General features: G+C 67.6%; 21 protein-coding genes and 1 riboswitch. Of the genes, 11 read left to right on the forward strand and 10 right to left on the reverse strand.

The genetic code is table 11. The annotated features are described in order from the left end of the window. Positions 1 to 526: 526 nt before the first annotated feature. Both J2X70_RS14225 and J2X70_RS14230 read right to left on the reverse strand, forming a co-directional pair. On the reverse strand, positions 527 to 3121 hold the full coding sequence (locus tag J2X70_RS14225) for a M14 family zinc carboxypeptidase (RefSeq protein ID WP_309910878.1): 2595 nt from the start codon (positions 3119 to 3121) through the stop codon (positions 527 to 529). A 64-nt stretch (positions 3122 to 3185) separates the two neighbouring features. After that, complete coding sequence (locus J2X70_RS14230; protein WP_309910880.1) at positions 3186 to 5825, reverse strand: TonB-dependent receptor; 2640 nt, start codon at positions 5823 to 5825, stop codon at positions 3186 to 3188. A 195-nt stretch (positions 5826 to 6020) separates the two neighbouring features. Between J2X70_RS14230 and queD the strand changes: the two genes are divergently transcribed. Then, positions 6021 to 6383: a 6-carboxytetrahydropterin synthase QueD gene (queD, locus tag J2X70_RS14235; protein ID WP_025878441.1), complete on the forward strand. Its 363-nt coding sequence runs from the start codon at positions 6021 to 6023 to the stop codon at positions 6381 to 6383. A gap of 593 nt (positions 6384 to 6976) precedes the next feature. On the opposite strand, the gene asnB is transcribed toward queD, so the two are convergent. Further along, positions 6977 to 8878 carry an asparagine synthase (glutamine-hydrolyzing) gene (asnB, locus tag J2X70_RS14240; RefSeq protein WP_059065892.1) on the reverse strand — a complete coding sequence of 634 codons (1902 nt, stop codon included), beginning with the start codon at positions 8876 to 8878 and terminating at the stop codon, positions 6977 to 6979. Between the two features lie 345 nt (positions 8879 to 9223). Here asnB and J2X70_RS14245 point away from each other — a divergent pair, with 345 nt between their 5' ends. Both J2X70_RS14245 and J2X70_RS14250 read left to right on the forward strand, forming a co-directional pair. Next, positions 9224 to 9913 carry a winged helix-turn-helix domain-containing protein gene (locus tag J2X70_RS14245; protein WP_025878439.1) on the forward strand — a complete coding sequence of 230 codons (690 nt, stop codon included), beginning with the start codon at positions 9224 to 9226 and terminating at the stop codon, positions 9911 to 9913. Further along, positions 9910 to 11253, forward strand: coding sequence for an ATP-binding protein (locus tag J2X70_RS14250; protein ID WP_099841841.1), 1344 nt, complete (start codon positions 9910 to 9912; stop codon positions 11251 to 11253). Before J2X70_RS14245 ends, J2X70_RS14250 begins: the two co-directional genes overlap by 4 nt. On the opposite strand, the gene J2X70_RS14255 is transcribed toward J2X70_RS14250, so the two are convergent. Both J2X70_RS14255 and J2X70_RS14260 read right to left on the reverse strand, forming a co-directional pair. Continuing rightward, positions 11250 to 12722, reverse strand: coding sequence for a HAMP domain-containing sensor histidine kinase (locus J2X70_RS14255; RefSeq protein WP_117309448.1), 1473 nt, complete (start codon positions 12720 to 12722; stop codon positions 11250 to 11252). The two genes, J2X70_RS14250 and J2X70_RS14255, sit on opposite strands and share 4 nt — an antisense overlap. Continuing rightward, positions 12719 to 13438 (reverse strand): response regulator transcription factor, encoded by a 720-nt coding sequence (locus J2X70_RS14260; RefSeq protein WP_032976390.1) that lies wholly within the window; start codon positions 13436 to 13438, stop codon positions 12719 to 12721. Before J2X70_RS14260 ends, J2X70_RS14255 begins: the two co-directional genes overlap by 4 nt. A gap of 144 nt (positions 13439 to 13582) precedes the next feature. Between J2X70_RS14260 and msrB the strand changes: the two genes are divergently transcribed. The 4 genes from msrB to J2X70_RS14280 all read left to right on the forward strand — a co-directional run bounded on the left by msrB (position 13583) and on the right by J2X70_RS14280 (position 18294). Next, positions 13583 to 14158: a peptide-methionine (R)-S-oxide reductase MsrB gene (gene msrB / locus J2X70_RS14265; RefSeq protein WP_309910887.1), complete on the forward strand. Its 576-nt coding sequence runs from the start codon at positions 13583 to 13585 to the stop codon at positions 14156 to 14158. Between the two features lie 2 nt (positions 14159 to 14160). After that, positions 14161 to 15924, forward strand: a complete 1764-nt coding sequence (locus J2X70_RS14270; RefSeq protein ID WP_309910888.1) for a cytochrome c biogenesis protein DipZ — start codon at positions 14161 to 14163, stop codon at positions 15922 to 15924. A gap of 14 nt (positions 15925 to 15938) precedes the next feature. Next, complete coding sequence (gene msrA / locus J2X70_RS14275; RefSeq protein ID WP_025878433.1) at positions 15939 to 16676, forward strand: peptide-methionine (S)-S-oxide reductase MsrA; 738 nt, start codon at positions 15939 to 15941, stop codon at positions 16674 to 16676. A 169-nt stretch (positions 16677 to 16845) separates the two neighbouring features. After that, a complete protein-coding gene (locus tag J2X70_RS14280) occupies positions 16846 to 18294 on the forward strand; it encodes a PLP-dependent aminotransferase family protein (RefSeq protein ID WP_080150123.1) in 1449 nt (482 codons plus the stop codon). Between the two features lie 65 nt (positions 18295 to 18359). Here the strand turns inward: J2X70_RS14280 and bioD are convergent, their stop codons facing one another. Continuing rightward, complete coding sequence (gene bioD, locus J2X70_RS14285; RefSeq protein WP_032976392.1) at positions 18360 to 19052, reverse strand: dethiobiotin synthase; 693 nt, start codon at positions 19050 to 19052, stop codon at positions 18360 to 18362. 67 nt (positions 19053 to 19119) lie between these two features. Between bioD and J2X70_RS14290 the strand changes: the two genes are divergently transcribed. After that, a complete protein-coding gene (locus tag J2X70_RS14290) occupies positions 19120 to 19602 on the forward strand; it encodes a GAF domain-containing protein (RefSeq protein WP_025878430.1) in 483 nt (160 codons plus the stop codon). Then, positions 19599 to 19961, forward strand: a complete 363-nt coding sequence (locus tag J2X70_RS14295; protein WP_309910892.1) for a TfoX/Sxy family protein — start codon at positions 19599 to 19601, stop codon at positions 19959 to 19961. Before J2X70_RS14290 ends, J2X70_RS14295 begins: the two co-directional genes overlap by 4 nt. 90 nt (positions 19962 to 20051) lie before the next feature. Here the strand turns inward: J2X70_RS14295 and J2X70_RS14300 are convergent, their stop codons facing one another. After that, positions 20052 to 20630, reverse strand: coding sequence for a histidine phosphatase family protein (locus tag J2X70_RS14300; RefSeq protein WP_025878428.1), 579 nt, complete (start codon positions 20628 to 20630; stop codon positions 20052 to 20054). A 176-nt stretch (positions 20631 to 20806) separates the two neighbouring features. Further along, a riboswitch (cobalamin riboswitch) is annotated at positions 20807 to 21028 on the forward strand. Between the two features lie 116 nt (positions 21029 to 21144). On the opposite strand from J2X70_RS14300, the gene btuB reads away from it, so the two are divergent. Continuing rightward, positions 21145 to 22986: a TonB-dependent vitamin B12 receptor gene (gene btuB, locus J2X70_RS14305; protein WP_025878427.1), complete on the forward strand. Its 1842-nt coding sequence runs from the start codon at positions 21145 to 21147 to the stop codon at positions 22984 to 22986. Between the two features lie 78 nt (positions 22987 to 23064). Here the strand turns inward: btuB and gph are convergent, their stop codons facing one another. Genes gph through J2X70_RS14320 form a run of 3 tightly spaced genes read right to left on the reverse strand, consistent with a single transcriptional unit; the run spans position 23065 to position 25501 of the window. After that, a complete protein-coding gene (gene gph / locus J2X70_RS14310) occupies positions 23065 to 23733 on the reverse strand; it encodes a phosphoglycolate phosphatase (RefSeq protein WP_223483362.1) in 669 nt (222 codons plus the stop codon). Between the two features lie 50 nt (positions 23734 to 23783). After that, positions 23784 to 24575 (reverse strand): class I SAM-dependent methyltransferase, encoded by a 792-nt coding sequence (locus J2X70_RS14315; RefSeq protein WP_309910896.1) that lies wholly within the window; start codon positions 24573 to 24575, stop codon positions 23784 to 23786. Next, on the reverse strand, positions 24572 to 25501 hold the full coding sequence (locus tag J2X70_RS14320) for a LysR family transcriptional regulator (RefSeq protein ID WP_025878424.1): 930 nt from the start codon (positions 25499 to 25501) through the stop codon (positions 24572 to 24574). Before J2X70_RS14320 ends, J2X70_RS14315 begins: the two co-directional genes overlap by 4 nt. 106 nt (positions 25502 to 25607) lie before the next feature. On the opposite strand from J2X70_RS14320, the gene J2X70_RS14325 reads away from it, so the two are divergent. Next, positions 25608 to 26246, forward strand: coding sequence for an NAD(P)H-binding protein (locus J2X70_RS14325; protein ID WP_033830261.1), 639 nt, complete (start codon positions 25608 to 25610; stop codon positions 26244 to 26246). Positions 26247 to 26266 lie beyond the last annotated feature (20 nt).

A 26266-nucleotide genomic window follows, 5' to 3' on the forward strand; every position in this document is an offset into this window, starting at 1 on the left:
GCCTCTTTGGCGACCTGCAATTTGAAACAAACCTCATATCTATTCATGTAACCCTCGGGGTTGGATCAGGTGTCCAACTCCTGGGGGTCACTTCACCATGGGGGCTCGTAGGCGCCTTGCTCGTGTGCGCGGTCCTGCGCACACGGCAAGATCGGGGTTCGGCGTCCTGCCCAACCCGCCCGGGGCATGCCTCGGGCCCATGGCGCCTGCGGTTTTGCACCGCCCCCGCTCCCCAACGCTTCAGACATTTCCAGCGCCTACTTGTCCCGCCGGGTAGCCGAGAGAAGAAGGATCAATTCAAAGACAAAAGCAAAAGCCGGAATTCCAGCTTTTGCTTTTGCCCTTGCTCCCGCCTTGGGTTTGATGCATCCGCGCCCGCAGGAAACTGTCTGGGGAGGACGGATGGGCCGCGCAGGACCGCAGGCGCCATGGATGGCGCCTACGAGCCTACACGGACGTACTTGCGGCGTGTCCTGCGCGGCCCATCCGTCCTCCCAATCCCAGCGTCAGTTCGGCGCGTAATGCCTCAACCCCGCGTTTTACTCGGATTCACCAGATTCCCGAAGAAGATCGCGTTGATCAGCATCCGATCAGTGCCATGCCAGTACTTGCGATGCGCCGGGTCATCAGCAAACAGGATCACGTTGCCCTGCCCCTGCGCTGACACCAGCAGCCATGCACTTCCAGCCACGCGACTGCGGTTGCGCTCGGACAGATACCCGTTCACCCGCGGTGTGTCGTCGATCCGCACCACCGTGGAAAACCCGTTCGTGCTCGGCTGCAGGATGACCGTGTTCTCCTTGTTGATCGCCAGTTGCCGGCGCGGCACGCCGAACGCCAAAGGATGACTGGGGTCGACGTCGGCGCTGAGGATGTTGCCGCTGACACGCTCGATCGCGGCGATATCGCGCTGGTCACCGAAGGCGCGGCGCGCGGTGTCTGTTGCTTCCTCGTCCTTGCCCAGCTTCTCGCCGTCGGCAAGTTTCTGTTCGATCGCCCACTTCGACGCGCTGCCATAGGTGACCAGTGACCCGCCGGCCTGGATCCAGCGCTTCAATGCCGCTACCGCGGCCGCGTCGATGCCGGCATAGGTGCCGCCGGACAGCACGATCGTGGTGTAGCGGTCCAGAGATACCTTGCCCAGCTGCTGCGGGTCCAGCTTGCTGGCCGGCAGGCGCAGCTGCTGGTCGAGCAGGAACCACGCCGAACCGATTTCGGTGGCTGCCACGCCCTCGCCCATCACCAGCGCGACGGCGGGCTTGCGCAGTGCCTTGACGCCGTCACTGCCAAGGTCGATGCCATCGCGGCTGCGACCGCTGGCCAGCGCATGCACCTGCACACCGGCGGCCCGCGCGGCGGCGGCGACCGCCTCCTGCAACGCCGCACCCTGCAGCGGCTGCCCGGACACCGGTACCACGATGCTGCCCCCGGCAAAGGCCACCTCACCTTGTGCGGTGGCCGCGGTGAACGGCTGGAAGGTGGCACGCGTGGACAAGCCCTTGGCCTGCAGGGCGGCCAGTGCGCGGCCCGCGTTGTAGTCGCGCCAGTCGATCACGTAGGCGAAGCCCGCTTCACCGCCGGTCAGCCCGCCCTGCACTGCGGGAACCTCGACCACGCGGGCGCCGCCATCGATGCGGCTGCGGCTGCCGGCAAAAGCCACGCCGTAGGCCGGGGCGATCGCGTAGCTGGTGCTGCCGTAGAACACGTCGCCCTTGATCGGCGGGGTTTCGGCGAAGATCGAATGGACCAGGCGGAACTGCGCCTGCTGCACCGGCACCACGTAGGCGCTGCCCGCTTCGAAACGCTGGCCATCTACGCTGACAGCGCGGTCCAGTGCATGCACTTCAATCCTGTGCAGCAACAGCAGTTCCAGCAGGCGTCGGGTCAATGCCGGATCATGCGCGTCGCCGAACACGAAGCTCTTCACCGGCTGTTGTGCCGCCTGCTTCAGCGCGCTCTGGAAGAAACGCTTCTGCAGATCGAACAGGGCGCTGCGCTCGGTCACCGCACCGCGCACCGTGCCCAACCCGGTGGCAACCTGGTTGCGGATGGTGAACGGGAACGTCAGCAGGCCATTCACAGATTCCTGCACGCGACCGCGCGAGCTGGCCTGCTCCACCGTGACGCCGACCGCGCCGTGGAAATCCGGATAGGTCGAGCCGTACACGGGCGAGAAATTGTCGAAGTTCTCACCGGTGTAGTACAGCGAACCCAGCGCATCGAGCGCCTGGGCGTGGTACTTGGCCAGGGTCTTGTTGAACTCGTACGATGCTGCCGGGATCAACGGACTATGCATGCTCTTCGGCGATGGCTCGAAGTAGTACGTGCTGTCCTTGCCCATTTCGTGGAAGTCGATCTGCACGTTCGGGTACCACTGGTGGAACTGCGCCACCTTCGGCCGCGAATCCTGCTGCGTCAGTGCCAGCCAATCGCGGTTGAGATCGGTGAAGTAGTGATTGGTACGGCCCTGCGGGAACGGTTCGACGTGTTCCTTGTCGGCCGGATCGGCCGAGGCCGGATCGGACGCCCAGGCGTTGTGCCAGTTGGCGGCGCGATCGCGGCCGTCGGGATTCTGCGCCGGGTCGAACAGCACCACTGCCTGCTGCAGCCACTGCTGCGTTTCCGCGCTGCGGTTGGCCACCAGGTAGTAGGCGGTCAGCATCGCCGCTTCGCCGCTGGAGGTCTCGTTGCCGTGCACGCTGTAGCCCAGCCACACCACCACCGGGCTGTCACCGGCAGCGCTGCGCGGCTGCGCCGGATCGGCCAGGGTCGCGTGCTGCTGGCGGATCTGTTCCAGCCGCGCGTGGTTGCCTGCAGCAGTGACCGTGGCGATCAGCAGCGGTCGGCCCTCATAGCTGCGGCCGATCTCGCGCACGCTGATCTTGTCCGAGTGCTTGGCCAGCTCCTGGAAGTAAGCCACCAACTGGTCATGGCGGGTGTAGCGGCTGCCGATCGGATAGCCGAGGAACTGCTCCGGCGTGGGAATGGCGGTATCGAATGCCGCGGCATCGGTGGTCTGCGGGAAGAAATAGCCGCTCTGCGCATGTACCGCCGGCGGCAACGATACGGCGGTGGCGACGGCGAGCAACAACGGGAAAACGGCACGGCGGTGGAAGGACACGGTGACTCCCCTGGAACATGGCAACACGGCCGGCCACACAGGGTGGCCGGCTGCGGCGGGTGGATCAGAAGCGGTAGTCGAAGCCCAGCGTGAAGTAGCGGCCACGCAGGTCGTACTGGCTGAAGTCGTACGGCGCGCGGATGCCCGGGAACGAGGCATCGTACGGCGGCGTCTTGTCACCCAGGTTCTGCACCTTGGCGTACACGGTCAGGTTGTTGATGCCGGTGTAGCCCAGGTAGAGATCGAACTGGTTGTAGGCGTCGACGCGGCTCTGCACCGCAGCTGCAGCGGTGCTGGCCTTCTGGTCGTAGCCACTGGTGTAGTACCAGGTCACCGCGGCGGTGTAGTCGCTGTACTTCCAGTCCAAGGTGGTGGTGGCCTTGTTCTTCGGCAGGGTGGCGCCGAGGTTGCTGCCGGCATAGTCCACCAGCGGGCCACCGACCACGGTCGGGCGCCGGTAGTCGCGCACGTGGGTGTAGGCCGAGGTCACGGTGAAGTCACCGAAGGCGGTGGTCGGGATGCGCTGGCGCAGCTCGACGTCGATGCCCGAGGTCTTCAGCTCGCTCAGGTTCTGGTAGCGGTTGTAGACCGCCTGCAGCTTGCCGCGCTCATCGCGCTGCACGGCATCGGCGACGTTGTCGTTGACCAGGGTCTGGGTGTTGTTGGTACCGACCAGGTTGTCCAGCTGGATGCGGTAGTAGTCGATGCTCAGGTTGGTGTTCGCCCACGGCGACAGCACCACGCCGAAGTTCACGCTCTTGGTGCGCTCCGGCTTCAGGTCGCTGTTGCCGACGGTGAAGAAGGTCGGGTTCTGCCGCGAGCCCGGCACGTCCGGATCACGCGGGTCGACCACGCTGCCGTAGGCGATGCTGGTGCTGTTGGAGTTCTCCGACAGCGACGGGGCACGGAAGCCCTTCGACGCGGAGGCACGCACCAGCAGGAAATCCAGCGGCTGCCAGCGCAGGCCGAGCTTGGGCGAGAACGCGTCGCCGAAATCATCGTAATGATCTGCGCGGGCGGCGGCGGACAGTTCCAGGGTCGAGGCCAGCGGCACGTTGACCTCGGCGTAGGCGGCGCTGACCTTGCGCTCGCCATGCACTTCGGCGATTGCCGGCCGCACCTGCAGGCCAGCATCGATCTGCCATGGGTTGTTCGAATCAAGCTTCTCGCGGCGCCATTCGGCACCGGCGGCGAACCCGATGTCGCCGGCCCAGGTGTGGCCGAGACTGCCGGAGATCTTCGCATCGAGGCCCTGCAGCACCGACTCGGCCGGACGCAGGGTGGCGATGTTGATCGAATCGCGCACCGACTGCGGCGTCGCGGCCGGGTTCAGCAGGTTGTAGCTGCCGGTGGCCAGTGCATTGGCCAGTGCCCAGCGGTTGGCGAAGCCGCCGGAGACGGTTTCGCGCTCGCTGCTGCGCGCGCCGAACGCGGCCACTTCCCAGTCCCACTTCTCGGTGTTGCCACGCAGCCCGAACACACCGCGATAGGCGGTGGACCGGTTGGTCTTGATGGTGCCGCCGAGGTCGAAGAAGGTGTATTCGATCGGGATCGCACGGCCGTACGGGTTGTTCGGGTTGCTGGCCGGCAGGTTGGACGACACCGGCTCGGCCAGGCCGGTCTGCGCGTTCAGTGCGAAGCGACCGCTTTCCAGGGTGAAGAACGGGCTGCTGCCGAACCAGGCAGCACTCTTGATCTGGCTGTACAGCACTTCGCCGAACGCTTCGACGTTGTCGCCGAGGCGGAACGTGCCGTTGGCGTAGGCCTGGTAGCGCTTGGTGGAGGGAATCAGGGTGGTGTACGGGGCCTGGTTGAAGCCGCAGGTATCACCGGCCAGGCCGTCGATCGGCGCGCTGGCCACGCGGGTGGTGCCGGTGGGGCAGTTGCCGTTGGCATCGAGCATCGGCACGGAGGTGCCATTGACCAGATAGCGTGCACCCTTGGCCGACCAGCCGTTCCAGCGGCCGCCGGGCTGGTCGCTGTAGATGCCGCTCTTGGTCAGGTTGCGCTCGTCCTGGTCCAGTCGCTCGCGGTTGTAGCCCTGCAGGCTGAAGAGGATGTTGTAGCCGTCCTTGTCGATGTCGCCCAGGCCACCGACGAACTTCAGGTTCTGCTCGTGCAGGCCGCCCTGGTCGGCGCCGCCGAAGCTGCCGCCGATCTCGGCGCCTTCGAAATTCTGCCGGGTGATGATGTTGACCACGCCGGCCACCGCATCGCTGCCATACACCGCCGATGCACCGTCCTTGAGCACTTCGATGCGTTCGACCGCCACCAGCGGCAGCGCGTTGAGATCGACGAAGGTGTCCGACAGGCCGCCGGACGGGAAGCCGTAGTTGGCCAAGCGGCGGCCGTTGAGCAGCACCAGCGTGTTCTTCTGCGAAAGACCGCGCAGGCCGATGCCGGCCGAGCCCGAGGCCCAACCGTTGTTGGTGGTCTCGTTGCTGGCGTTGCCGGTGTTGGCCGAGATCGAACGCAGCACATCGGCCACGGTGGCCTTGCCGGTCTGTTCCAGCTGCTGGCGACCGATCACCTGCACCGGGTTGGAGGCTTCGGTATCGGCGCGTTTGATGTTGGAACCGGTGACGCGCACGGCAGCCAGGGTGCTGGCTTCGCCGCTGGCGTCGGCGGGGGTTTCGGCGGCGGCAGACAAAGGCGCGGCCAGAGCGACGGCCAGGGCCGCCACGAGCAGGGTGTGCTGGGGCATGACGATGTGGGGGAGGTAGTGGAAGGACGAGGTAAGTTCCGCAGTAATCCATGCCTGGCCGGGGTGCGGCCAATAACATCTCTTCATACGGATATAAGAGAAACTATCATCTCTTCATCCGGATGGAAATAATTTCTTCACGGGAAGGCAACGCAAAGCCGGGCTGATCGGCCGCCCGCGGCGTACAATCGCGCCATGGAAATCTTCAAAGTCTTCATGCTCGAGGCGGCGCACCGCCTCCCCAACGTGCCGCCGGGGCACAAGTGCGCGCGCCTGCACGGCCACTCCTTCCGGGTGGAACTGAAAGTCGAGGGCGAGCCGGGCGCACAGACCGGCTGGATCATGGATTTCGGTGACGTGAAGGCGGCTTTCCAGCCGATCTACGACCGCCTGGACCACCATTACCTCAATGACATCCCCGGCCTGGAGAACCCGACCAGCGAGAATCTGGCCGTGTGGATCTGGAACGAGCTCAAGCCCACCCTGCCGGCATTGAGCGAGATCACCGTGCACGAAACCTGCACCTCGGGCTGCCGTTACCGCGGCCCCGCCGCCTGATCAACCCATTGATCTGAAAGGCCTCAAGGCGCCAGAGATGGCGCCTTCGTGATTTTTGTTGCATTGCCGCATGATCGGCGTATGCTGCATTGCATCAATACAAATGCACGGCGGATGCGACTGGCAGGCAACAGCCACTGGCGCGACGCCCACGCTCATTGCATGGGTCCCTCCCCCCATGCAATCCGGACCCGGCAGATCCCTCCCTCTGCCGGGTCTTTTTTTGCCTGGCGTCTGGATTCTCGAGCGCGTCTTCGTCCGGGTCTCTGCGATCTGAAGGGCCCCGTCGGGGCAGTTGGGGGCCTGGGCAAATGTCCCCCGGCGCCGGCCGTTGGCCGCCACCTCCTCCTTTACTTTGCCCAAACCCCCACCTGCCCCGACGAGGCTCGGCTTGCGGCACCAGGCGCGCAGATGCAGCGCTCGCGACGGCCCTTCAATGAGACGCCGACGAGCTCCGGACGCAGGGCGGAGGCCCTTGCGTGCGAAGTAAAGGGGGAGGTGACGGCCAACGGCCGGCGCCGGAGGACATTCGCACGCAAGGGCCTCCGCCCTGCGCCAGGAAGATTCGCCGCGCCCGTAAGGATCGCTCCGGGTTATCGCCCGCGGTTGCCGTGCCAGTGCTGGTACCACGCCTGGAACATCAACACGTTCCACAGGTGCGTATGCCATTTGCGCTCGCCGCGCAGGAACGCCTCCCAGATCGCGCGCACGCGTACCGCATCGAAGCACCCCTGGTTGCGCAGCAGCTGCGGGTCGAGCAACGCTTCCGCCCAGTCGCGCAGCGGGCCGGCCAGCCAGCGTGCCATCGGTGGGCCGAAACCGCGCTTGGGGCGATAGACCAGCGGCGCGGGCAGGTAGCGCGCCAGCAGATGCTTGAGGATCCGCTTGTGCTCGCCGTCGTGGTACTTCAAGTGCTGCGGCAGGCGCCAGGCCAGGCGTATGACCTCCATGTCCAGCAACGGCGAGCGCGTCTCCACGCCGGCCGCCATGCCGGCACGGTCGACCTTGGCAAGGATCCCCTCGGCCAGGTCCATGCGGAAATCCAGCAGCTGGATGCGCGCTTCCGCCGGCAGTGCGGTGTCCTGCTGCTGGAAGATCGTCGCCGGTTCGCGCGCCCCCAGTACCACCTGGGTCGGTTGCCGCCAGCGGGTGACGCGCTGCAGGTAATGCCCCTCCACGTCGTTGGCGGCCACCTCGGCCACCAGTGCGCGCCAACCGCCAAGCCGACCACGCTCGACGTTCAAGCGGCTGCTGCCACGCCGCGCCAGATCGCGCACCCAGTCCGGCAGGCCACCGCACAGGCGCGCATTGCGCAGCGCGCGGCCATAGCTGGGGTGGCCGAAGAACAGCTCATCGCCGCCGTCGCCGGTCAGCGCCACCGGCTTGCGCGCGCCGAGCAGCTCGCTGGCCAGCAGGGTAGGCAGCTGCGAGGCATCGGCGAAGGGTTCGCACCAGACCTGCGGCAAACGTTGCAGCAGTTCCAGGCCCTGCCGGCTGTCCATCCTGTGCAGGTGGTGATGCACGCCCAGGTGCCGGGCCACCTGCGAGGCCCAGTCGCTCTCGTCGTGACCGGGGTCGTCGAAACCCACCGTCCATGCTTCCACCGGCAACGCCGACTGCGCCTGCATCATCGCCACCACCAGCGACGAATCGGTGCCACCGGACAGGAATGCACCGCAGGCCACGGGTGAATGCATGCGCGTGGCGATCGCCTGCTGCAGCACCACCTCCAACTGGTCGGTGGCCTGCTCCAGGCTGGGCGCCGGCTGCAACGGCTGCTGCAGCGCGGATTGCATCGCATCGCGCGCGCACCAGTAGCGATGGCCGCCCTGCGTGGCCTGCGTTGATCCGCCGGCGGCATGATCGTTGAGGTCCACGCGCAGCATCGCCCCGGCCACCAGCTTGTGGATGCCGCGATAGATGGTGTGCGGCGCCGGCACATAGTCATGGCGCAGCAGCAGGCTCAATGCATCCTGGTCGATGCTGGGAGCGAATCCGGCAAAGGCCTGCAGCGCCTTCAACTCCGAAGCGAACAGGAACTGGCCCTGGTACCAGCCGTAATACAACGGCCGTTCGCCGACCGGGTCACGCGCCAGCCAGAGCTCATGTGCGTGGCGGTCCCAGACGCTGAACGCAAATGCCCCTTCGATGCGCGACAGTGCACGCTGCACGCCCCACTCGACGATGGCCTGCAGCAACAGGCGTGCATCGGTGCAGCTGCGTGGCAGGTCGCGCAGCTGCGACTGCAGGGCCGCGCGGTTGTAGATGCGGCCATCCAGGCACAGCACGTAGCGCCCGCAGCTGGAGCTGAGCGGCTGCAACGGCATGTCGGTCGGCGCACGGCAATGACCGAGGGCCAGCCCTGCGTCGGCATCGGTCCAGTACCCGATGCGACCGCGGCCGCGCTGCTGCAGCGCCCGCAGCATCGGCGCCAGCTGCTGCAGCAGCTGCTCATCGTCGGCAGGCGGCAGCCAGGCCCCGACCACGCCGCTCATCGCTGGCCTCCATGGCAAGGGCATTCAAGGAAAAGCGCGGGACAGGAGGCGGACGGCATGAGGGCGGCACGCGGATGGGGAGAGCTGCCATGCTCGGCCCCGCCGAGCGCCACGTCAGTCGTAGCGCTGTCAGCGACCGTCACCGCAGGCGCGGCTTGCGTAACGTTTTGTAACAACCCGATTGCTACCGTGCGGCCAAGTCGTTGCCCGGCCTGAGGCCCGGCCCGCGCGCCAGCAACCCCGGCTGAATGGCGCCCGCTCCTTGGACCCGAGCGGCCCGGCAGCTGGGATAGCATCGCCGCGCTCGTGCCACGGCGGTACGGAAGCACCCCGGAGGCCTTGTAGATGCTGGATATCGTACTGGTTGAAGACGACGCTCGGCTGGGCACGATGGTCAGCGACTACCTGAAGCGCCACGGTTACCAGGTCGCCCACGAACGCTGCGGCCAGCGCGCGATCGCCCGGATCCTCAGCGAGAAGCCGGCGCTGGTCCTGCTCGACATCGGTCTGCCGGGCCAGGATGGTTTCGAAGTGTGTCGGCAGATCCGGCCCCACTATGACGGGATCATCTGCGTGCTGAGCGCCCGCACCGACAACATCGACCAGGTGCTGGGGCTGGAGCTGGGCGCCGACGACTACATCGGCAAGCCGATCGAACCACGGGTGCTGCTGGCCCGGCTGCGCGCCCACCTGCGCCGCCACCGCCGGGTCGAGCCACGCGATGGCGCCCTGCGCTTCGGTGAACTGAGCATCGACCCGTCCACCCGCAACGTGCACCTGCAGGGCCGCCTGCTGGAGCTGACCACCGCCGAGTTCGACCTGCTGTTCCTGCTGGCCGGCAACGCGGGCCAGATCCTCGACCGCGATGCGCTGCTGCGTGGCCTGCGCGGCATCGCCTTCGATGGCCTGGACCGCTCGATCGACGCACGCATCTCGCGCCTGCGGCGCAAGCTCGGCGACAACCCGGAGCAGCCCGAGCGGATCAAGACCGTGCGCGGCCGTGGTTACCTGTTCAGCCGATCAGCATGGGGATGAAGCATCCGTCGTCGGCCATGCGTGGCCATGCCTTCCACTTCCTGCGCTACGGCATCGGTTTCCTCACCGCCCATCTGCTGCTGATCGTGCTCGGGCTGTGGGCCTGGGATGCGCTGCTGGAAGACCGCACCGAGGCCAGCCTGCAGGCGGAAATGCGCGGCCCGCACGCCATGCTGCAACATCGCTTCGCCGAAACGCCGCCGGCGCAGTGGCCAGCCCTGGCGCAACAGTTGGACAGCGATTTCGCCTATCCGCTGCAGCTGATGCCGCTGACCGAAGCTGCCGCGATACTGCCGGCGAAACAGCGCAAGGGCTTGCTCAACGGACACGTGCAGATCGAGCTGGACAGCATGCGCAGCCTGCAGCGCGTCGGCAACAGCAGCAGTGCGCTGATCCTGGGGCCGCTGGACCAGGCCCTGCCCGAAGAAGGCTGGCAGGACAGCGAAGCCTCCGGCGTGGCCATCATCCTGCTGATCCTGATGGTGGCGGTGGCATTGCCGATGTACGTGATGGTCTACCGGTTGTGGCGCGATGTCTCGCAGCTGGCGCAGACCGCACGACGGATGCGCGATGGCCAGCTCGACAGCCGGGCGCCACGCGCCGGTACCGCGCTGGTGCGGCCATTGGCCAAGGCGTTCAACCACATGGCCGAACAGCTGCAGCTGCTGCTGGACAGCCAGCGCGTGCTGGCCCAGGCGGTGGCGCACGAAGTACGCACGCCGCTGGCACGCATGCGCTTCGGCCTGGCCGACCTGGAAGACACCGGACTGGACGACGCCCAGCGCGATGCGCTGTCCGGCCTGCGCATCGACATCGACCGGTTGCAGCACCTGACCGATGCGGGTGTCGAGTACGCCGCGCTCGGCCGCTGCCATCAGGTCACCCGCCAGCGCCTGCAACTGGCCGCGCTGGTACGCGGCGTGGTCGAGCAGTTCGCACCACTGACGATACCGGTGCAGCAGGACCTGTCACCGGCAGGGCTGGTCAACGTCAACCGGCACATGCTGGAACTGGCGCTGCGCAACCTGCTGGGCAACGCGCTGCGCTATGCGCGCCGACAGATCCGCATCGTCAGCACGCTCAACGAGGGATGGCTGTGCCTGCAGGTGGAGGACGACGGCCCCGGCATCGCCGTCGAACTGCGCAGCCAGGTGCTGCAGCCCTACGTGCGGCTGGACCTGGCCAGCCCGGGCTTCGGGCTGGGCCTGGCGCTGGTGCAGGTGGTGGCGGACAAGCATCGCGGCCACGTGGAAGTGGCCGATTCGGTGCTCGGCGGTGCCTGCATCCGGCTGCTGCTGCCGATGGAAAGCGGTGTCCCGCCACCGGCAGACAACGTCTAGTTCGCCTCGGCATCGGCACGCGGCAAGGCGAACACGAACAGCGCGCCCTGTTCGCTGTCGCGCAGTTCGATACGGCGGCCATGCAACTGCACGATGCGCTGCACGATCAGCAGGCCGAGCCCGCCGTTCTCGCCACGCCGCGCGCCCAGTGCCGCCGGCGCCTGGAACAGTTGCCCACGCAGTGCTGGCGCCACCCCAGGGCCATCGTCCTGTACCGCCACCTGCACACTGTCGGGCAGCGCCGACAGCTGCACCTGCACGCGGCCCCCGTCCGGCGCATGCCGCAGCGCGTTGTCGAGCAGATTGGTCAGCACGCGTTCCACAAGACCCAGGTCGGCGCGCACCAGCGGCAGGCCCGGCGGGAAATCAGCGTGCAGGCGCTGCCCACGTGCCTGCGCGGCCAGCTCGAACTTCTGCAGTACGTCCTGCAGCAGTTCCGGCAGCGCGAACACTTCCCACTCCAGCCGCACTTCACCGTGCTCCAGCCGCGCCAGTTCAAACAACGCCCGGGCCAGACGGCCGACCTTGGCGCTCTGCGCCAGCGCGATACCGAGATAGCGACGACGCTCCTGCGGCGACAGCGTGGCTTCTTTCAGCGCCAGCGTTTCCAGGTAACCGTGCAGCGAGGACAACGGCGTGCGCAGGTCGTGCGAGATGTTGGCCACCAGTTCGCGGCGCTGCAGGTCCTGCTGGCGAAGCTGCTGCCACTGCTCGCCCAGCCGCTGTGCCATCTGCGAATGGGCATGTTCGAGGATCTTCAGTTCATCGCGCTCACCCGCGCGCAGCGGTACCGGCGCGGGCAGTGGCGTCGGAGCGTCGATGTCGAAGGCCTGTATGCGCCGGGTGACCTGGCGCAGGGGCCGGGTCACCCAGTAGAAGGCCACCAGGCCGGCAAGCAGGCCCAGCCCGCCGATCAACAGCACCGACCAGAGCGTGGTGTGCCATTGGCTGCCGGCGGCCAGATCGTCGGCCAGCATCTGCCGGTGTTCGCCCACCAGTACCACGTACACGTAACCCGCCTGCCGCCCCTGCACCACCAGCGGCGCGACACTGAACACCTTGCGGCCATCGGCACTGCGGGGATCGTCACCGAGGATCGGCAGCGGCGCACCGGACAGCAGGCGCCGCAGCGGTGCCACGTCCACCCGGCTGCGCACCAGATGGCCGCTGGGCGCATCGTGGCCGAGGATGCGACCCTGCTCATCCAGCAGGTACACCTCGACACTGGGGTTGACCGCCATCAGCTGGCCGAACAATGCGCGCACCGCCGCATCGCGCATGCCGCTGGTGTCCATCAGCTCGCTGCGCTGGGCGATGTGCTCGGCCAACCCAAGCGACAGGCGCTGCACCACTTCCTGCTCATGCCGGGTATTGGTGCGCATCTGCCAGGCCAGCAGCGCCATGCAGCACGTCAGCATCAGCGCCGACATCACCAGCGCCAGTTTCTGCCACAGGTTCGGCTTGATCATGTGGCCGCCCCGGCCGGGTCGACCAGTTTGTAACCGCGCCCCCACACCGTCAGCAGGCGCCGCGGGTTGCCCGGGTCGGTCTCGATCTTGCTGCGCAGGCGGTTGATGTGGGTGTTGACCGTGTGCTCGTAACCGTCGTGCTGGTAGCCCCAGACCTGGTTGAGCAGTTCCATCCGCGCAAACACCTGGTCCGGGTGGCGGGCGAAGAACAGCAGCAGTTCGAACTCACGCGGGGTCAGTTCCAGTGCATTGCCATCGACGGCGGCAGTACGGGCGACCGGGTCCAGCCGCAGCCCGCCGAGTTCGATCGCCCCGGCATCGATGCGCGCGTTCTGTGCCATCGCTTCGGCGCGGCGCAGAAGCGCACGCACGCGCGCCACCAGTTCCGGCATCGAGAACGGCTTGGCCAGGTAGTCGTCCGCGCCCAGTTCCAGGCCGACGATGCGCTGGGTTTCGCTGCCACGTGCGCTGATGATGATGATCGGCACGTAGCGCGCCATCGCGCGTGCACGCTGGCAGACCTGCAGGCCGTCCACGCCCGGCAGCATCACGTCCAGTACCAGTGCATCCCACGGACCTTCCTGTTCGATCAGGCGCAGGCCGGCATCGCCGCTGGCGGCGTGTGCGACTTCATAGCCCTCATCACCCAGGTGCATGCGCAGCAGGTCGGCGATGTGGGCATCGTCTTCAACGATCAGGACACGTTTGGCGGACATCGGCAGCTTCGGGCCAGTGGGGAGGCTGCCCGCATTGTGGCGCGGGAGCGACGTGGATACCTCACGAAAAATTGAATCCTGCGTGAGGATTCGTTGACCGGAGGGGGCGCAGCATGGCCCCGTCGCCCCTTCCCGGAGTCCACCATGTCCCTCACCCGCCGCCATCTGCTGGGCCTGGGCGGTGCTGTCACCGCCGCCGGCCTGCTGGGCCTGGGCGCGTGCAGCCGCGCGGCCCCGGCCGCTGCCGAGGCACGGCCTGCGCGACAGTTCGAGGTGGTCCGCAGCGATGCCGAGTGGCGCCGGCTGCTGAGCCCGGCGCGGTACGCCGTGCTGCGCCAGCAGGCCACCGAGCGCCCCTGGAGCAGTCCGCTGAACAAGGAACATCGGCAGGGCACGTTCGCCTGTGCCGGCTGTGCGTTGCCGCTGTTCTCTTCGTCCACCAAGTTCGAAAGCCACACCGGCTGGCCCAGCTTCTGGGCGCCGCTGCACAACGCCATCGGCGAGGACCGTGACACCACCTTCGGCATGTTGCGGGTGGAAGCACATTGCCGCCGCTGTGGCGGCCATCTCGGCCATGTGTTCAACGACGGCCCGCGGCCGACCGGACTGCGCTACTGCATGAACGGCGCCGCGATGGCGTTCATGCCCGGGACTGCGCAACAGGACGCCGCTGGCGGCTGGCGCGTGCCGGTCGGTTCTTCCCCTGCTTCTGGAGCCTGATGATGCTGCTGTTGCTGCTTGCCTATCTCGGCGGCGTGCTGACCCTGCTCAGCCCGTGCATCCTGCCGGTGCTGCCGTTCGTGTTCGCACGCGCTGATCGTCCTTTCCTGCGCAGCACCCTGCCGCTGCTGCTGGGCATGGCACTGACCTTCACCGTGGTCGCCAGTCTGGCGGCGGTCGGCAGCCAGTGGGTGGCGCAGGCCAACCAGGTCGGCCGCTGGGTGGCACTGGTACTGATGGCGGTGTTCGCCATCGCGCTGCTGTGGCCGACCCTGGCCGACCACCTGCTGGCGCCGTTCCAGCGCATCGGCGCGCGCCTGAGCGCACGTGCCGACGCCGCGGATGCGGCTGGCCGTGGCGGCGCCTGGACCTCGCTGCTGATCGGCATCGCCACTGGCCTGCTGTGGGCCCCCTGCGCCGGTCCGATTCTCGGCCTGGTGCTGACCGGTGCCGCCCTGAACGGCGCCAGTGTCGGCACCAGTTCGCTGTTGCTGGCCTACGCGCTGGGCGCCGTCACCGCACTGGCGCTGGCGGTGTGGGTGGGCGGCCGTGTGTTCCGCGCGTTGCAGGCCCGGCTCGGCCTGGGCAATGTGGTGCGCCGGGTGCTGGGCGTGGCAGCGTTGCTGGCGGTTGTGGCGATCGGCCTGGGCTGGGACACCGGCCTGCTGACCCGCCTGTCCGCGGTCAGTACCGCACGCATCGAACAGGGCCTGCTCGATGCCGTGCCCGGCACGCAGCCGGCAGCACCACCGATGATGATGATGGCAGCCGGCCAGGCAGGCGCGCCGCTGCCGGTGGAAGGAACGCTGCCCACGCTGGACGGCGCCACCGGGTGGCTCAACAGCCCGCCGCTGAGCCGCGAGCAGCTGCATGGCAAGGTCGTGCTGATCGACTTCTGGACCTATTCCTGCATCAACTGCCTGCGTGCGATGCCGTTCGTGCACGAATGGGCGCAGCGCTACCGCGACCATGGCCTGGTGGTGATCGGCGTGCACACCCCGGAATTCGCGTTCGAGCGCGACCCGCGCAACGTGATGAAGGCCGTGCAGCAGCTGAAGGTCGAGTACCCGGTCGCACTCGACAACCAGTATGCGATCTGGCGCGCGTTCAACAACCGCTACTGGCCGGCGCACTACTTCGTCGATGCGCAGGGCAACATCCGCGGGCATCAGTTCGGCGAGGGCAACTACGCGCACTCCGAACAGGTGATCCGCCGCCTGCTGGTGGAAGCCGGGCAGACCGAGCTGCCGCCGCCTGCTGATCCGGCCGCGGCTGACCTGCAGGGCGTGGCCACGCAGGCCGACATGGGCAACCTGCGCTCGCCGGAAACCTACCTGGGCCACGCACGTGCCGAGCAGTTCGCCTCGCCGGGCGGGCAGCGCGCCGACGCAGCATTCGGCTACACGCTGCCGTCCACCCTGGCGCTGAACCAATGGGGCCTGTCTGGACAGTGGCGGGTCAACGATGAGGCTGCACAACTGCAGCAGGCCGGCGGCCGCATCGCGTTCCAGTTCCACGCCCGCGACCTGCATCTGGTGCTGGCACCGGGCGAGGACGGCAAGCCGGTGCGCTTCCGCGTGCTGCTCGATGGCAAGCCACTGCCTGCGGCCGATGCCGGCACCGACGTGGCCGCCGATGGCACCGGCACCGTCAACGAGCACCGTCTGTACCAGCTGGTCCGCCAGCGCGGCACGATCGGTCCGCATCGTTTCGAGATCGAATTCCTCGACGCAGGCGTGCAGGCCTACGCCTTCACCTTCGGTTGAACCGGGAGCACACGATGAAACTCTCCTTCGAACAGGGCATTGCCGCCGGCGTCGCCGGCCTGGTCGCCACCGCGCTTGTCGCGGGTGTGCTGCTGGTGGACCACAGCGCGATCGCCGCCCCGGCCGAGCCCACCGCACAGCTGCAGGCACTGCCTGCGCCCAGCGGTGATGCGGCGTTCCGCGATGACGCAAGCCACGCCAGCGTGGTCTTCGCCGGCGGTTGTTTCTGGGGCGTGCAGGGCGTGTTCCAGCACGTCAAAGGGGTGAGCAACGCGGTGTCCGGTTACATCGGAGGCAGTGCCGCCGACGCCCGCTATGAACGCGTCAGCGGTGGCCGCACCGGCCACGCCGAAGCAGTGAAGGTGGACTACGACCCGCGCCAGGTCAGCTATGGACAGTTGATGCAGGTGTTCTTCTCGGTGGTGCACGACCCGACCCAGCTCAACCGCCAGGGGCCCGATCATGGCAGCCAGTACCGCTCGGCGATCTTCGCCGAAGACGCGCGCCAGCAGGCAGCAAGCCGTGCGTACATCGGCCAGCTCGGCCAGGCGGGGAGCTACCGCGCGCCGATCGTGACCCAGGTGAGCAGCGGCCAGCGCTTCTACCCGGCCGAGAGTTACCACCAGAACTACATGAGCAACTACCCGCAGGCCGCGTACATCCGCTACTACGACGCGCCCAAGCTGACCGCGCTGGGCAAGCAGTTCCCGGCGTTGTACCGCCGCGATCCCGCGTTGGTGCCGATGCGCTGACACCCCATGGTGGGGCCGGCCGCTGGCCGCCACCACGGCATGAAAAAGACGCACGGCCACAGGGCCGTGCGCTTGGGAAGTATCGACCCGGCCCCGATCAGGCCCGGCCGACAACGACATGCTAGGCTCGTCAGCATCATGGGTACAGAACCAGATGCGGGCCGGGTCGATGGATACAGAAGACGCCACCACGATGATTCCTCCCCGCTACCAGCGGCTGTCGGACGAGCTGGCGGAAGCCATCCACGGCGGGCGCCTGCCGGTCGGCAGTCGGCTGCCGTCGCTGCGGCAGATGGCATCGCAGCGCCAGCTCAGCCTGAACACGGTGATCGCGGCCTACCGTCAGCTGGAAGACGCCGGTCTGGTCATTCCGCGGCCCAAGGCCGGCTTCGAAGTCGCGCCGCGACTGTCGGTTCCGCAGCGCTCGCTGCGTGATGCGCCGTCCGCGCCCACCGCCCCGCTGCAGCAGGTGCTGATGGCGCGGGTGCTGGAAGCGCAGCGGCGCCCCGGCGTGATCGACCTCGCCTTTGCCGGCCCGCGTGGGCGCCAGTTCTACCCGGGTGCGCAGCTGGCCCGGCACACCGCGCAGGTACTTCGCCATGGCCAGCAGACCGTGGAGACCTACGCCCGTCCCAATGGTTCGCCACGCCTGCTGGCGCAGATCGTGCGGCGTGGCCCGCGGATGGGCCTGCATACCCACCCCGAACGCCTGCTGCTGACCCATGGTGCGATGGAAGCACTGCAACTGGCACTGCGCGCGGTTACCCAACCCGGCGATGCAGTCGGCATCGAAGCACCCTCGTACTTCAACCTGTATCCCCTGTTGACCACGCTGGGCCTGCAGCCGATCGAACTGCCCACCCATCCGCAGCGCGGCCTGGACGTGGATGCGCTGGAAGCACTGCTGGAGCACACCCCTCTTGCGGCGCTGGTGGTGATGCCGACCGTGCACAACCCGCTGGGCTGCACGATGCCGATCGCCGACAAGCAGCGCCTGGCCGAACTGGTCAACGCACGCCAGCTGCCGCTGATCGAAGACGCGGTGTATGCCGAACTGCAGTTCAGCGAGCCGCCGGCGCCCTTGCTGAAGGCGTTCGACCGCGACGGTTGGGTGATGGTGGTCGGTGGATTCTCGAAGACGCTGGCACCGGACTACCGCATCGGCTGGCTCGATGGCGGCCGCTTCGCCGAACGCATCGCGCTGCTCAAATTCCAGTCCACCGGCGGCGAACCGCAGCTGCTCGGTGATGCGGTGGCGGCCTACCTGGAAGCAGGCAGCTACGAGCACCACCTGCATCGCATGCGCCGGTTGTACCGCGAACAGGTCGGTCGCCTGCGGCAGCTGGTGGCCGAACATTTCCCGGCCGGCACCTGCGCCACCGAGCCGCAGGGAGGGTTCCTGTTGTGGCTGGAGTTGCCTGGCGTAGACACCCGGGAGCTGTTCGAGCGCGCATTGGCAGAGGACATCGTGTTCATGCCGGGCCAGGTGTATTCGCGTGGCGCGCGCTACCGGCATTGCCTGCGGTTGTCGTGCTGCCAGACCCTGGACGCGCGCTTCATCGCTGCGGTGGAACGGCTGGGTGCGATCGCACGGGAGCTGGTGACGGCAACACGGTAGTGCCGGCCGCTGGCCGGCAATCTCGAGGTGGTGAAACGCGTGCAGTTGCCGGCCAGCGGCCGGCACTACCTGTGGTCGCTGTGCAGATACGCGCTCAACGCTTCACCATCGGCGCCCGGCAGATGCGGCAGCCGGCCCCAGCAGGGCATCGGCAGACGCTGCTGCAAGGTCGCGAAATTCTCATCCTGGCGCTGCATCGAAGGATCGATGTGGTTGCCGATCCATCCCAGGCACTCCACGCCACTGGCCTGCAGCGCGTGTGCGGTCAACCGCGCATGGTTGACGCAGCCCAGGCGCATGCCGACCACCAGCACCACCGGCAGCCGCAGCGCACGTACCAGGTCAAGCTGGTCCAGCTGCGCCGACAACGGCGCCAGCCAGCCGCCCACGCCTTCGACCACCACCACGTCGGCCTGTGCGCGCAGGCGTTCGAAGGCCGCCACGATCGGGGCCAGTTCGATGCGCACGCCATCTTCTGCGGCCGCCAGTTCGGGCGCCAACGGCTGGCGCAATGCGTAGGGGTTCAGATCGGCGTAGTCAGGCACCGGCAGGCTGGCGGCCTGCAATGCCAGCGCGTCGTCGTTGCGCAGCCCCTGGCCCGCGTCATGGCTGCCGCTGGCCACCGGCTTCATGCCCACCGCGCGCAGGCCGCGCCGGCGCAGCGCGTGCAGCAGCGCGGTACTGGCGGCGGTCTTGCCGATCTCGGTATCGGTACCGGTGACGAACAGGGCCGTCGGCAACGTGGCAGGCAGGGACATCACAGGCTCCAGCAGGGCAGCAGAGCCCCCATTATCGCTGGCCCGGCACGCTTGCTAGACTGCGGCCATGTTCGCCAACGCCTCGCTCACCGGCAGCAAGCCGGAACAATACGCCCAGCTGCTGGAACAGGCCCGTGGCCTGGTCTACGGCGAGTCCGACCGCATCGCCAATGCGGCCAACCTCGCTGCACTGGTCTACCACGCCCTGCCCGACCTGAACTGGGTGGGCTTCTACCTGTACGACGGCAAGGAACTGGTGGTCGGTCCGTTCCAGGGCCTGCCGGCCTGCGTACGCATTCCGCTGGACAAGGGCGTGTGCGGTGCGGCCGCCAGCCAGCGCGTTACCCAGCGGATCGAAGATGTGGACGCCTTCCCCGGCCATATCGCCTGCGACGCCGCATCGCGCTCGGAACTGGTGGTGCCGTTGCTCCGCGGTGGGGAGCTGATCGGTGTGTTCGATATCGACAGCCCGGTCGTCGGCCGCTTCGATGCCGAGGACCAGGCCGGTCTGGAAGCCATCGCCGAGGTGTTCGTCGGGGCGTTGGCGTGAGCGCGGTCAAGCTGCGCAACATCGGCCCGAAGAGCGCGGCATGGCTGCGCCAGGTGGGCCTGCGCAGCCGCGAGGACCTGGTTGCCATCGGTGCCGTCGGTGCCTTCGTCAAGGTCAAGCGTGCCGGCTTCAAGCCCAGCCTCAACCTACTGTATTCGCTGGAAGGTGCGCTGCTGGACTGCCACTGGCAGGAACTGAGCGAGCCGCAGCGTACGGCACTGGTGCAGGACTACGAAACACGGATTGCCGTGCATCCGCTGAAGGCGGCAGGTCCGGCCTCGGGCCCGGTGCATGAGCAGCGCTTCGACGCCGGGGACGACGGCGAAGAAAGCACGGCCGAAAGCGCCGACGAGGATTGACTGTTTGGTAGTGCCGGCCGCTGGCCGGCAACCTCAGGAACGTTGCGAAGATCGTGCAGTTGCCGGCCAGCGGCCGGCACTACCGTCCGATCAGGGTTGCTGCAGCTCCAGCAGCTCGCCCACCAGCCCCACTTCTCCGCGCTCGACCCACACGCGCAGGCGCGTGCCGTGGTCGATGCGCAGCGCCCAGCACAGCGACATCGGCAGGCCGCACACCAGCGACAGCACCATGCGCAGCGGGCCGCCGTGGCTGACCACGACCGTCGGCGGCGGGTCGTCGTCATCCAGCAGGCGATCCAGCGCGCGTGCGATGCGCCGTTCGAAGTGGCCCCAGCTTTCGCCATGCGGCGGCGGAAACGCGTGCGGATCGGCGTGGAACGCGGCCAACGCCTCTTCCGGCAGATCGAACAACGATTGGCCATCCCAGTCGCCGAAATCCAGCTCTTCCCACTCCTCGTCGGCCTCAACATCCAGCGCGCGCGGTGTGGCCAGTGCCATCGCCGTATGCAGCGAGCGCAGGCGCGGCGAACTGATCACCCGTTCCCACGACTGCCCGGCATAGGCATCGACCAGCTCCTGCGGCAGGCGGGCCAGCTGCGGCGGATCGCTGCGGCCATCGAGGAACTCATCGCGGCCATTACCTGCATGGCGGACCAGGTCGAGGATCATGCGCGTGCCCAGTCAGGGCGGCGCGGGAACAGCGGAAAACAGACGGACATCGGCAACGGCACCACGATAATTCGAGCTGCATTCTAGGCGCTGGCGCAGGTCTGCTGCACCGTGCAGGTGCATCCGCGCCTGCTCAGTCGTGCAGGTTCGACGCTACGGGCCGGCCGCGATGCCGTAGACTGCGCGCACTTCCAGGTGACCTGCGGCCCTGCCGGCAGGTTGAAACGGGAAGCCGGTGACGCGTGACAACACGCCATGCCGGCGCTGCCCCCGCAACGGTAAGCACGTCAGTTCCAGGCAACCCGCCACTGTGCCGCAGGCATGGGAAGGCGCCTGGACGGTGGCCTCGGGCCACCCGGCGGCGAGCCCGGAGACCGGCCCGGAAGCCTCAGGTCGCGATGCGGTGGGCATGGCGCTGGATGTCTGTGGCGATGGCCGCGGCATCGGCGCGTGCCTGCCTGTTGTGACTCCTCCCCTTCGCTGCGCGGGCGTGCGCGGCACCTGGAGTCCCCCGATGAAACTGCAGTCCCGAATGCTGTCCCTGGCCGTGCTGGCCGCACTTCCTGCATTGGCCCTGGCCGATGATGGCGCCGCCGACCTCGACCAGGTGCTGGTCACCGCTACCCGTACTCCGATCGCCCTGCAGGACAGCATTGCGCCTGCGCAGGTGATCGACCGCGCGCAGATCGAATCCAGCCAGGCCACCTCCCTGCAGGAACTGCTGCAGGGCCGCGCCGGCATCAACCTGACCAATGCCGGTGGCCTGGGCAAGCAGAGCTCGCTGTTCCTGCGTGGCACCAATTCCTCGCATACCGTGGTGCTGGTCGATGGCGTGCGCATCAACAGCGCCGACCTCGGCCTGGCGATGTACCAGGATCTGCCGCTGGCACAGATCGAGCGCGTGGAAATCGTGCGCGGCCCGCAGTCCAGCCTGTACGGTGCCGACGCCATCGGCGGCGTGATCCAGATCTTCACCCGCCGCAACCAGGGTGATTTCGCTCCGCACTTCCAGCTGGGCGGCGGCAGCAATGGCCTGCGTGAAGCCAGCGGCGGCATCGGTGGCGGCACCGAACGCGGCTGGTTCGGCGCCGACATCGCCTACCAGCATTCGGATGGCATCGATGCCTGCCGCGGTTCGGCTACGCTGTTCACCGGCTGCTTTGCCGATGAACCCGACCGCGATGGCTACCGCAACCTGTCCAAGAGCCTGCGCGGTGGTTACAACCTGAGCGACCAGTGGACCGTGGAAGGCAGCGCCCTGCGTGCCGACGGCAAGAACCACTACGACGGCTACTACAACTACTCCGAGACGCGCCAGCAGGTGCTGGCCGGCAAGGTGCGCTACACCCCGTCCGAGCAGTTGACGCTGACCGCCAACGTCGGCCGCAGCGACAACGAGTCCGACAACTTCGGTGATTTCGGTGCACGCGGCAGCGCACAGACGCACCGCGACAGCGCTTCGCTGCAGGCCGACATCGGTATTGCCGAAGGCCAGCTGCTCAGCGCCGGCGTGGACTGGAGCGAGGACAACCTGGATGGCAGCAGCGCCGGTTACCTGGTCGACAGCCGTCGCAACACCGGCGTGTTCCTGCAGTACCAGGCGCGCTTCGGCCGTCACCAGCTGCAGGCCAGCGCACGCAATGATGACAACCAGCAGTTCGGCAACCATGCCACCGGCAGCCTCGGCTGGGCGATGGAGCTGGGCCACGGCCTGCGCGTCAACGCCAGCTACGGCACCGCGTTCAAGGCACCGACCTTCAGCGACCTGTACGACCCGTGGAGCGGCGTGCCGACGCTGGACCCGGAAAAGTCCAAGAGTGCCAATCTCGGCATCTCGCAGCAGGGCCAGGGCTGGCGCTGGGGCCTGGACGTGTACGAAACCCGCATCGATGACCTGATCACCTACGACGCGGCCACCTTCCGCATGCAGCAGGTCGAAAAGGCGCGCATCCGCGGTGCGGAACTGACCGGCGGCGCCACCGTGGCCGGCTTCGACATCAACGCGCAGCTGAGTTTCACCGACCCGCGCAACCGCACCAACGGCAGCGCGCAGTTCGACAACTGGCTGGCACGCCGTGCGCAGCAGACCGCGCGCCTGGACATCGACCGCCGTTTCGGTGATTTCCGCACCGGCCTGACCGTGCAGGGCGCGGGCAAGCGCTACGACGATGCCGCCAACGCGGTGAAGGTCGGCGGCTACGGCACGCTGGATCTGCGCGCCGAATACGCGCTGACCCCGGCATGGTCGGTGCTGGCGCGGGTGGCCAATGTGTTCGACCGCGAGTACGAAACCGTGGCGTGGTTCAACCAGCCAGGCCGCGAGTATCAGCTGAGCGTGCGTTACCAGCCCAGGTAAGTGGTAGCGCCGGGCCATGCCCGGCGTCGGGGCGCCAGATCGAAGGGCAGCCGGGCATGGCCCGGCGCTACCGGCGGGTCAGATCGCCGATACCGCAGCCAATCCCGGCAGTTCACGCAGGTCGTCGATTACCGCGACGGCCTGCGCGTTTTCCAGGTCCAGTCCTCGCGGATAGCCGTAGCGCACCAGCACAATCGGCATGCCGGCGTCCTCGGCAGCACGATAGTCGGTGAGCGAATCGCCAACCATCAGGCACGCGTCGACGGGCAGTTCGAAGTGCGCGGCGATATGCCGCAACGGCTCACCACTGGGCTTGCGCTGCGGCAGCGAATCACCGCCCAGCACCAGCGCAAAGGCATCGGCGATGCCCAGGTGCTGCAGCAACGGCGGCACCAGCGCGGCCGGCTTGTTGGTGCAGATGGCCAGCGGCACGTTCAACGCGCGCAACTGCGCCAGCGCGTCCACTACGCCAGCGAACAGCTGCGGGCTGCGCAGCAGGCATTCGCGGTAATGGACCATGAAGGTCGGCATCACCGCTGCCAGATCGATCTGACGCCCGGCGGCCTGCACGGCCTGTTCGACCAGCCGGCGCACGCCGTCGCCGATCCAGCCCAGCACGGTGGCTTCGGGTACGCGCGCCAGGCCGATGTCTTCCAGCGTACGGTTCAGTGCTTCGGCGATATCGGCGGCGCTGTCGACCAGCGTGCCATCGAGGTCGAACACGACCAGCGGATAGGGATACGACAAGGGACGGCTCACTCGTGCAACGTGGGGCCGTCCATTGTACGCCCGCGTCTTCAGCCGATCCGGCGTGCGCGGGTGGCCAGGAAGGTCGGCAGGTAACGGTCGATCAGGAAGCGCGGCTGCGGCTGCCAGTCTTCCATGAAGCGGTCGATGACGAACCCGGCATCCAGCTGCCCGGCGATCAGATCCCCCAGGCTGTGGCCGAATGTCAGCGCTTCGCCACGGGCCAGCTTGGCCTCGCGCGCGGCGGGCTCCAGGTCTTCCAGGTCGGAATAGGGAATCGCGTACTGCGGGCGGATCAGGCCCTGCTCGCTCAGCTGTGCATCACGCGCAGCAACGAACACCACCGGATTGTAGAAGCTGGCCATCAGCAGGCCATCGCGTGCCAGCACCCGGCGGCACTCGGCCCACACCGGACGCACGTCGGGCACGTACAGGTTCGATATGGGATGGAACACCACGTCGAAGCTGTCACTGGCAAAGGCCTGCAGATCACGCATGTCACCCTGCACGGTGCGCAGCGACAGACCGTCGCGGTCGGCGACGGCGCGGTCCTGCGCCAGCTGCCCTTCGGAAAGATCGAATACGGTCACCTCAGCGCCTGCCGCGGCAAGCACGGGTGCCTGTTGGCCACCGGCCGAGGCCAGGCACAGGATGCGCCTGCCACGCACATCGCCCAGCCAATCCAGCGGCAACGCACGCGGCGTCAGGTGTACCTGCCAGCGTCCCTCGCGTGCGGCGGCAATCGTTTCGGCATCCACCGGTCGCGACCACTCGCGCACCTCGCTGGCCTGGCGGTCCCAGGCAGCACGGTTGTGGTCGATCAACGCCTGTCCATGGTTCATGTGTTCTCCTTGCCCGAAGGCCGCCAGTCCAGATCCTGGAAGGCCGGGCTGGCGAAGCACTCGGCGAGGAAATCCAGGAATCGCCGCATGATAACGGGCTGTTGCCGGCGCGAGGCGTACACGGCATGAATGCCCAGCTCGTCCAGGCTGTACTCGGGCAGCAGTTCGATCAGCTCACCACTGCGCAGCAACGGCGCGACCTGATAGGTCGGCAACATGGCAATACCGGCATTGGCGCGCACCGCCTCCAGCAACAGCGATGCTTCATTGGCACTGATGTTGCCGCCCACCGCCACCGACAACGAGCGCCCTTCGCGATGCAGCTGCCACAGGCTTTTGCCGACGTAGTGATGGGTCAGGCAGTTGTGCACGGCGAGGTGTTCGGGCGCGGTCGGCGTGCCACGCGCCTGCAGGTAGGCCGGCGTCGCGCACAGCACCGAACGGCAGATCGCCAAACGACGTGCGATCAGGCTGGGATCGATCTGCCGCGCGATGCGCACGGCCAGGTCGACGCGCTCCTCTACCAGGTTGACCATGCGGTCGACCAGCAGCAGTTCGATGCGTGCGGCCGGATGGCGCTGCACGAAGGCGGCCACCGCACGCGCCAGATGGCTCTGCCCGAACGACACGCTGGCGGTGATGCGCAGCGTGCCGTGTGGCTCGGGATCGTCGCTGGCCAGCTCACCCTGCAGTTCCTCGCCGATCGCCAGCATCTGCCGGAAACGCGCCAGCGCGGCTTCACCGGCCCCGGTCAGGCTGACCCGACGCGTGGTCCGGTGCAGCAGCCGCGCGCCCAGCCAGCCCTCCACCTCGGCCAGGTAGCGGCTGACCATCGCCCGCGACATGTCCAGCACCTCGGCGGCGGCGGTCAGGCTGCCGCGCTCGGCAACTTCGACGAATACGGTCATGGCGGTCAATCGGTCCATCTGCTCGATCCATGCAACAAACAAGCGCGTTATACGCTGTTTTTCGAGCGACTGCAGCGGCCTACAGTGGCCCCATTCCCAGCCACCACCCCCACGGAGTCCTGCCATGAAGATCGCCCTCGTCGGTGCCACCGGCAACATCGGCCGCCAGATCGCCCGCCACGCGCTGGCCAACGGCCATCAACTGACCGTCATCGTGCGCAGCGCGCAGGACCTGCCGGCCGAGCTGGCCGGCGCCCATCCGGTCATCGCCTCGCTGGATGACCAGGACGCCCTGGTCGCCGCCATCACCGGCCACGATGTGCTGGCCAGCGCCTACGGCCCGCGCCCGGGCGACGACATCGGTCGCGTCGGCGAGGTTGCCGCACAGCTGGCCAACGCCGCCCGCAAGGCCAACGTGCCGCGCCTGGTCGTGGTCGGTGGCGCCGGCAGCCTGGAAGTCGCCCCCGGCGTGCAGCTGGTCGACACCCCCACCTTCCCGGAGGCCTACAAGCCCTACGCGCTTGCCCACCGTGAAGCGTTCAACCGCCTGCAGGCGGTGGATGACCTGGACTGGACCTTCTTCTCGCCGGCCGCCGAAATCGGCCCAGGTGAAGAGCGTGGGCAGTACCGCGTGCAGCCCAAGGCCTTCCTCGCCGATGCCAGCGGCCACAGCCGCATCAGCTACGCCGACTACGGCGCCGCGTTCGTCGCCGAACTGGAAGCGCACAAGCACCCCAGGCAGATCATCACGGCGGCGTACTGATCACGCACTCGCCGGCCTGA

The organism is Stenotrophomonas sp. 1337, assembly GCF_031455455.1.
Taxonomy (GTDB): Bacteria; Pseudomonadota; Gammaproteobacteria; order Xanthomonadales; family Xanthomonadaceae; genus Stenotrophomonas; species Stenotrophomonas indicatrix.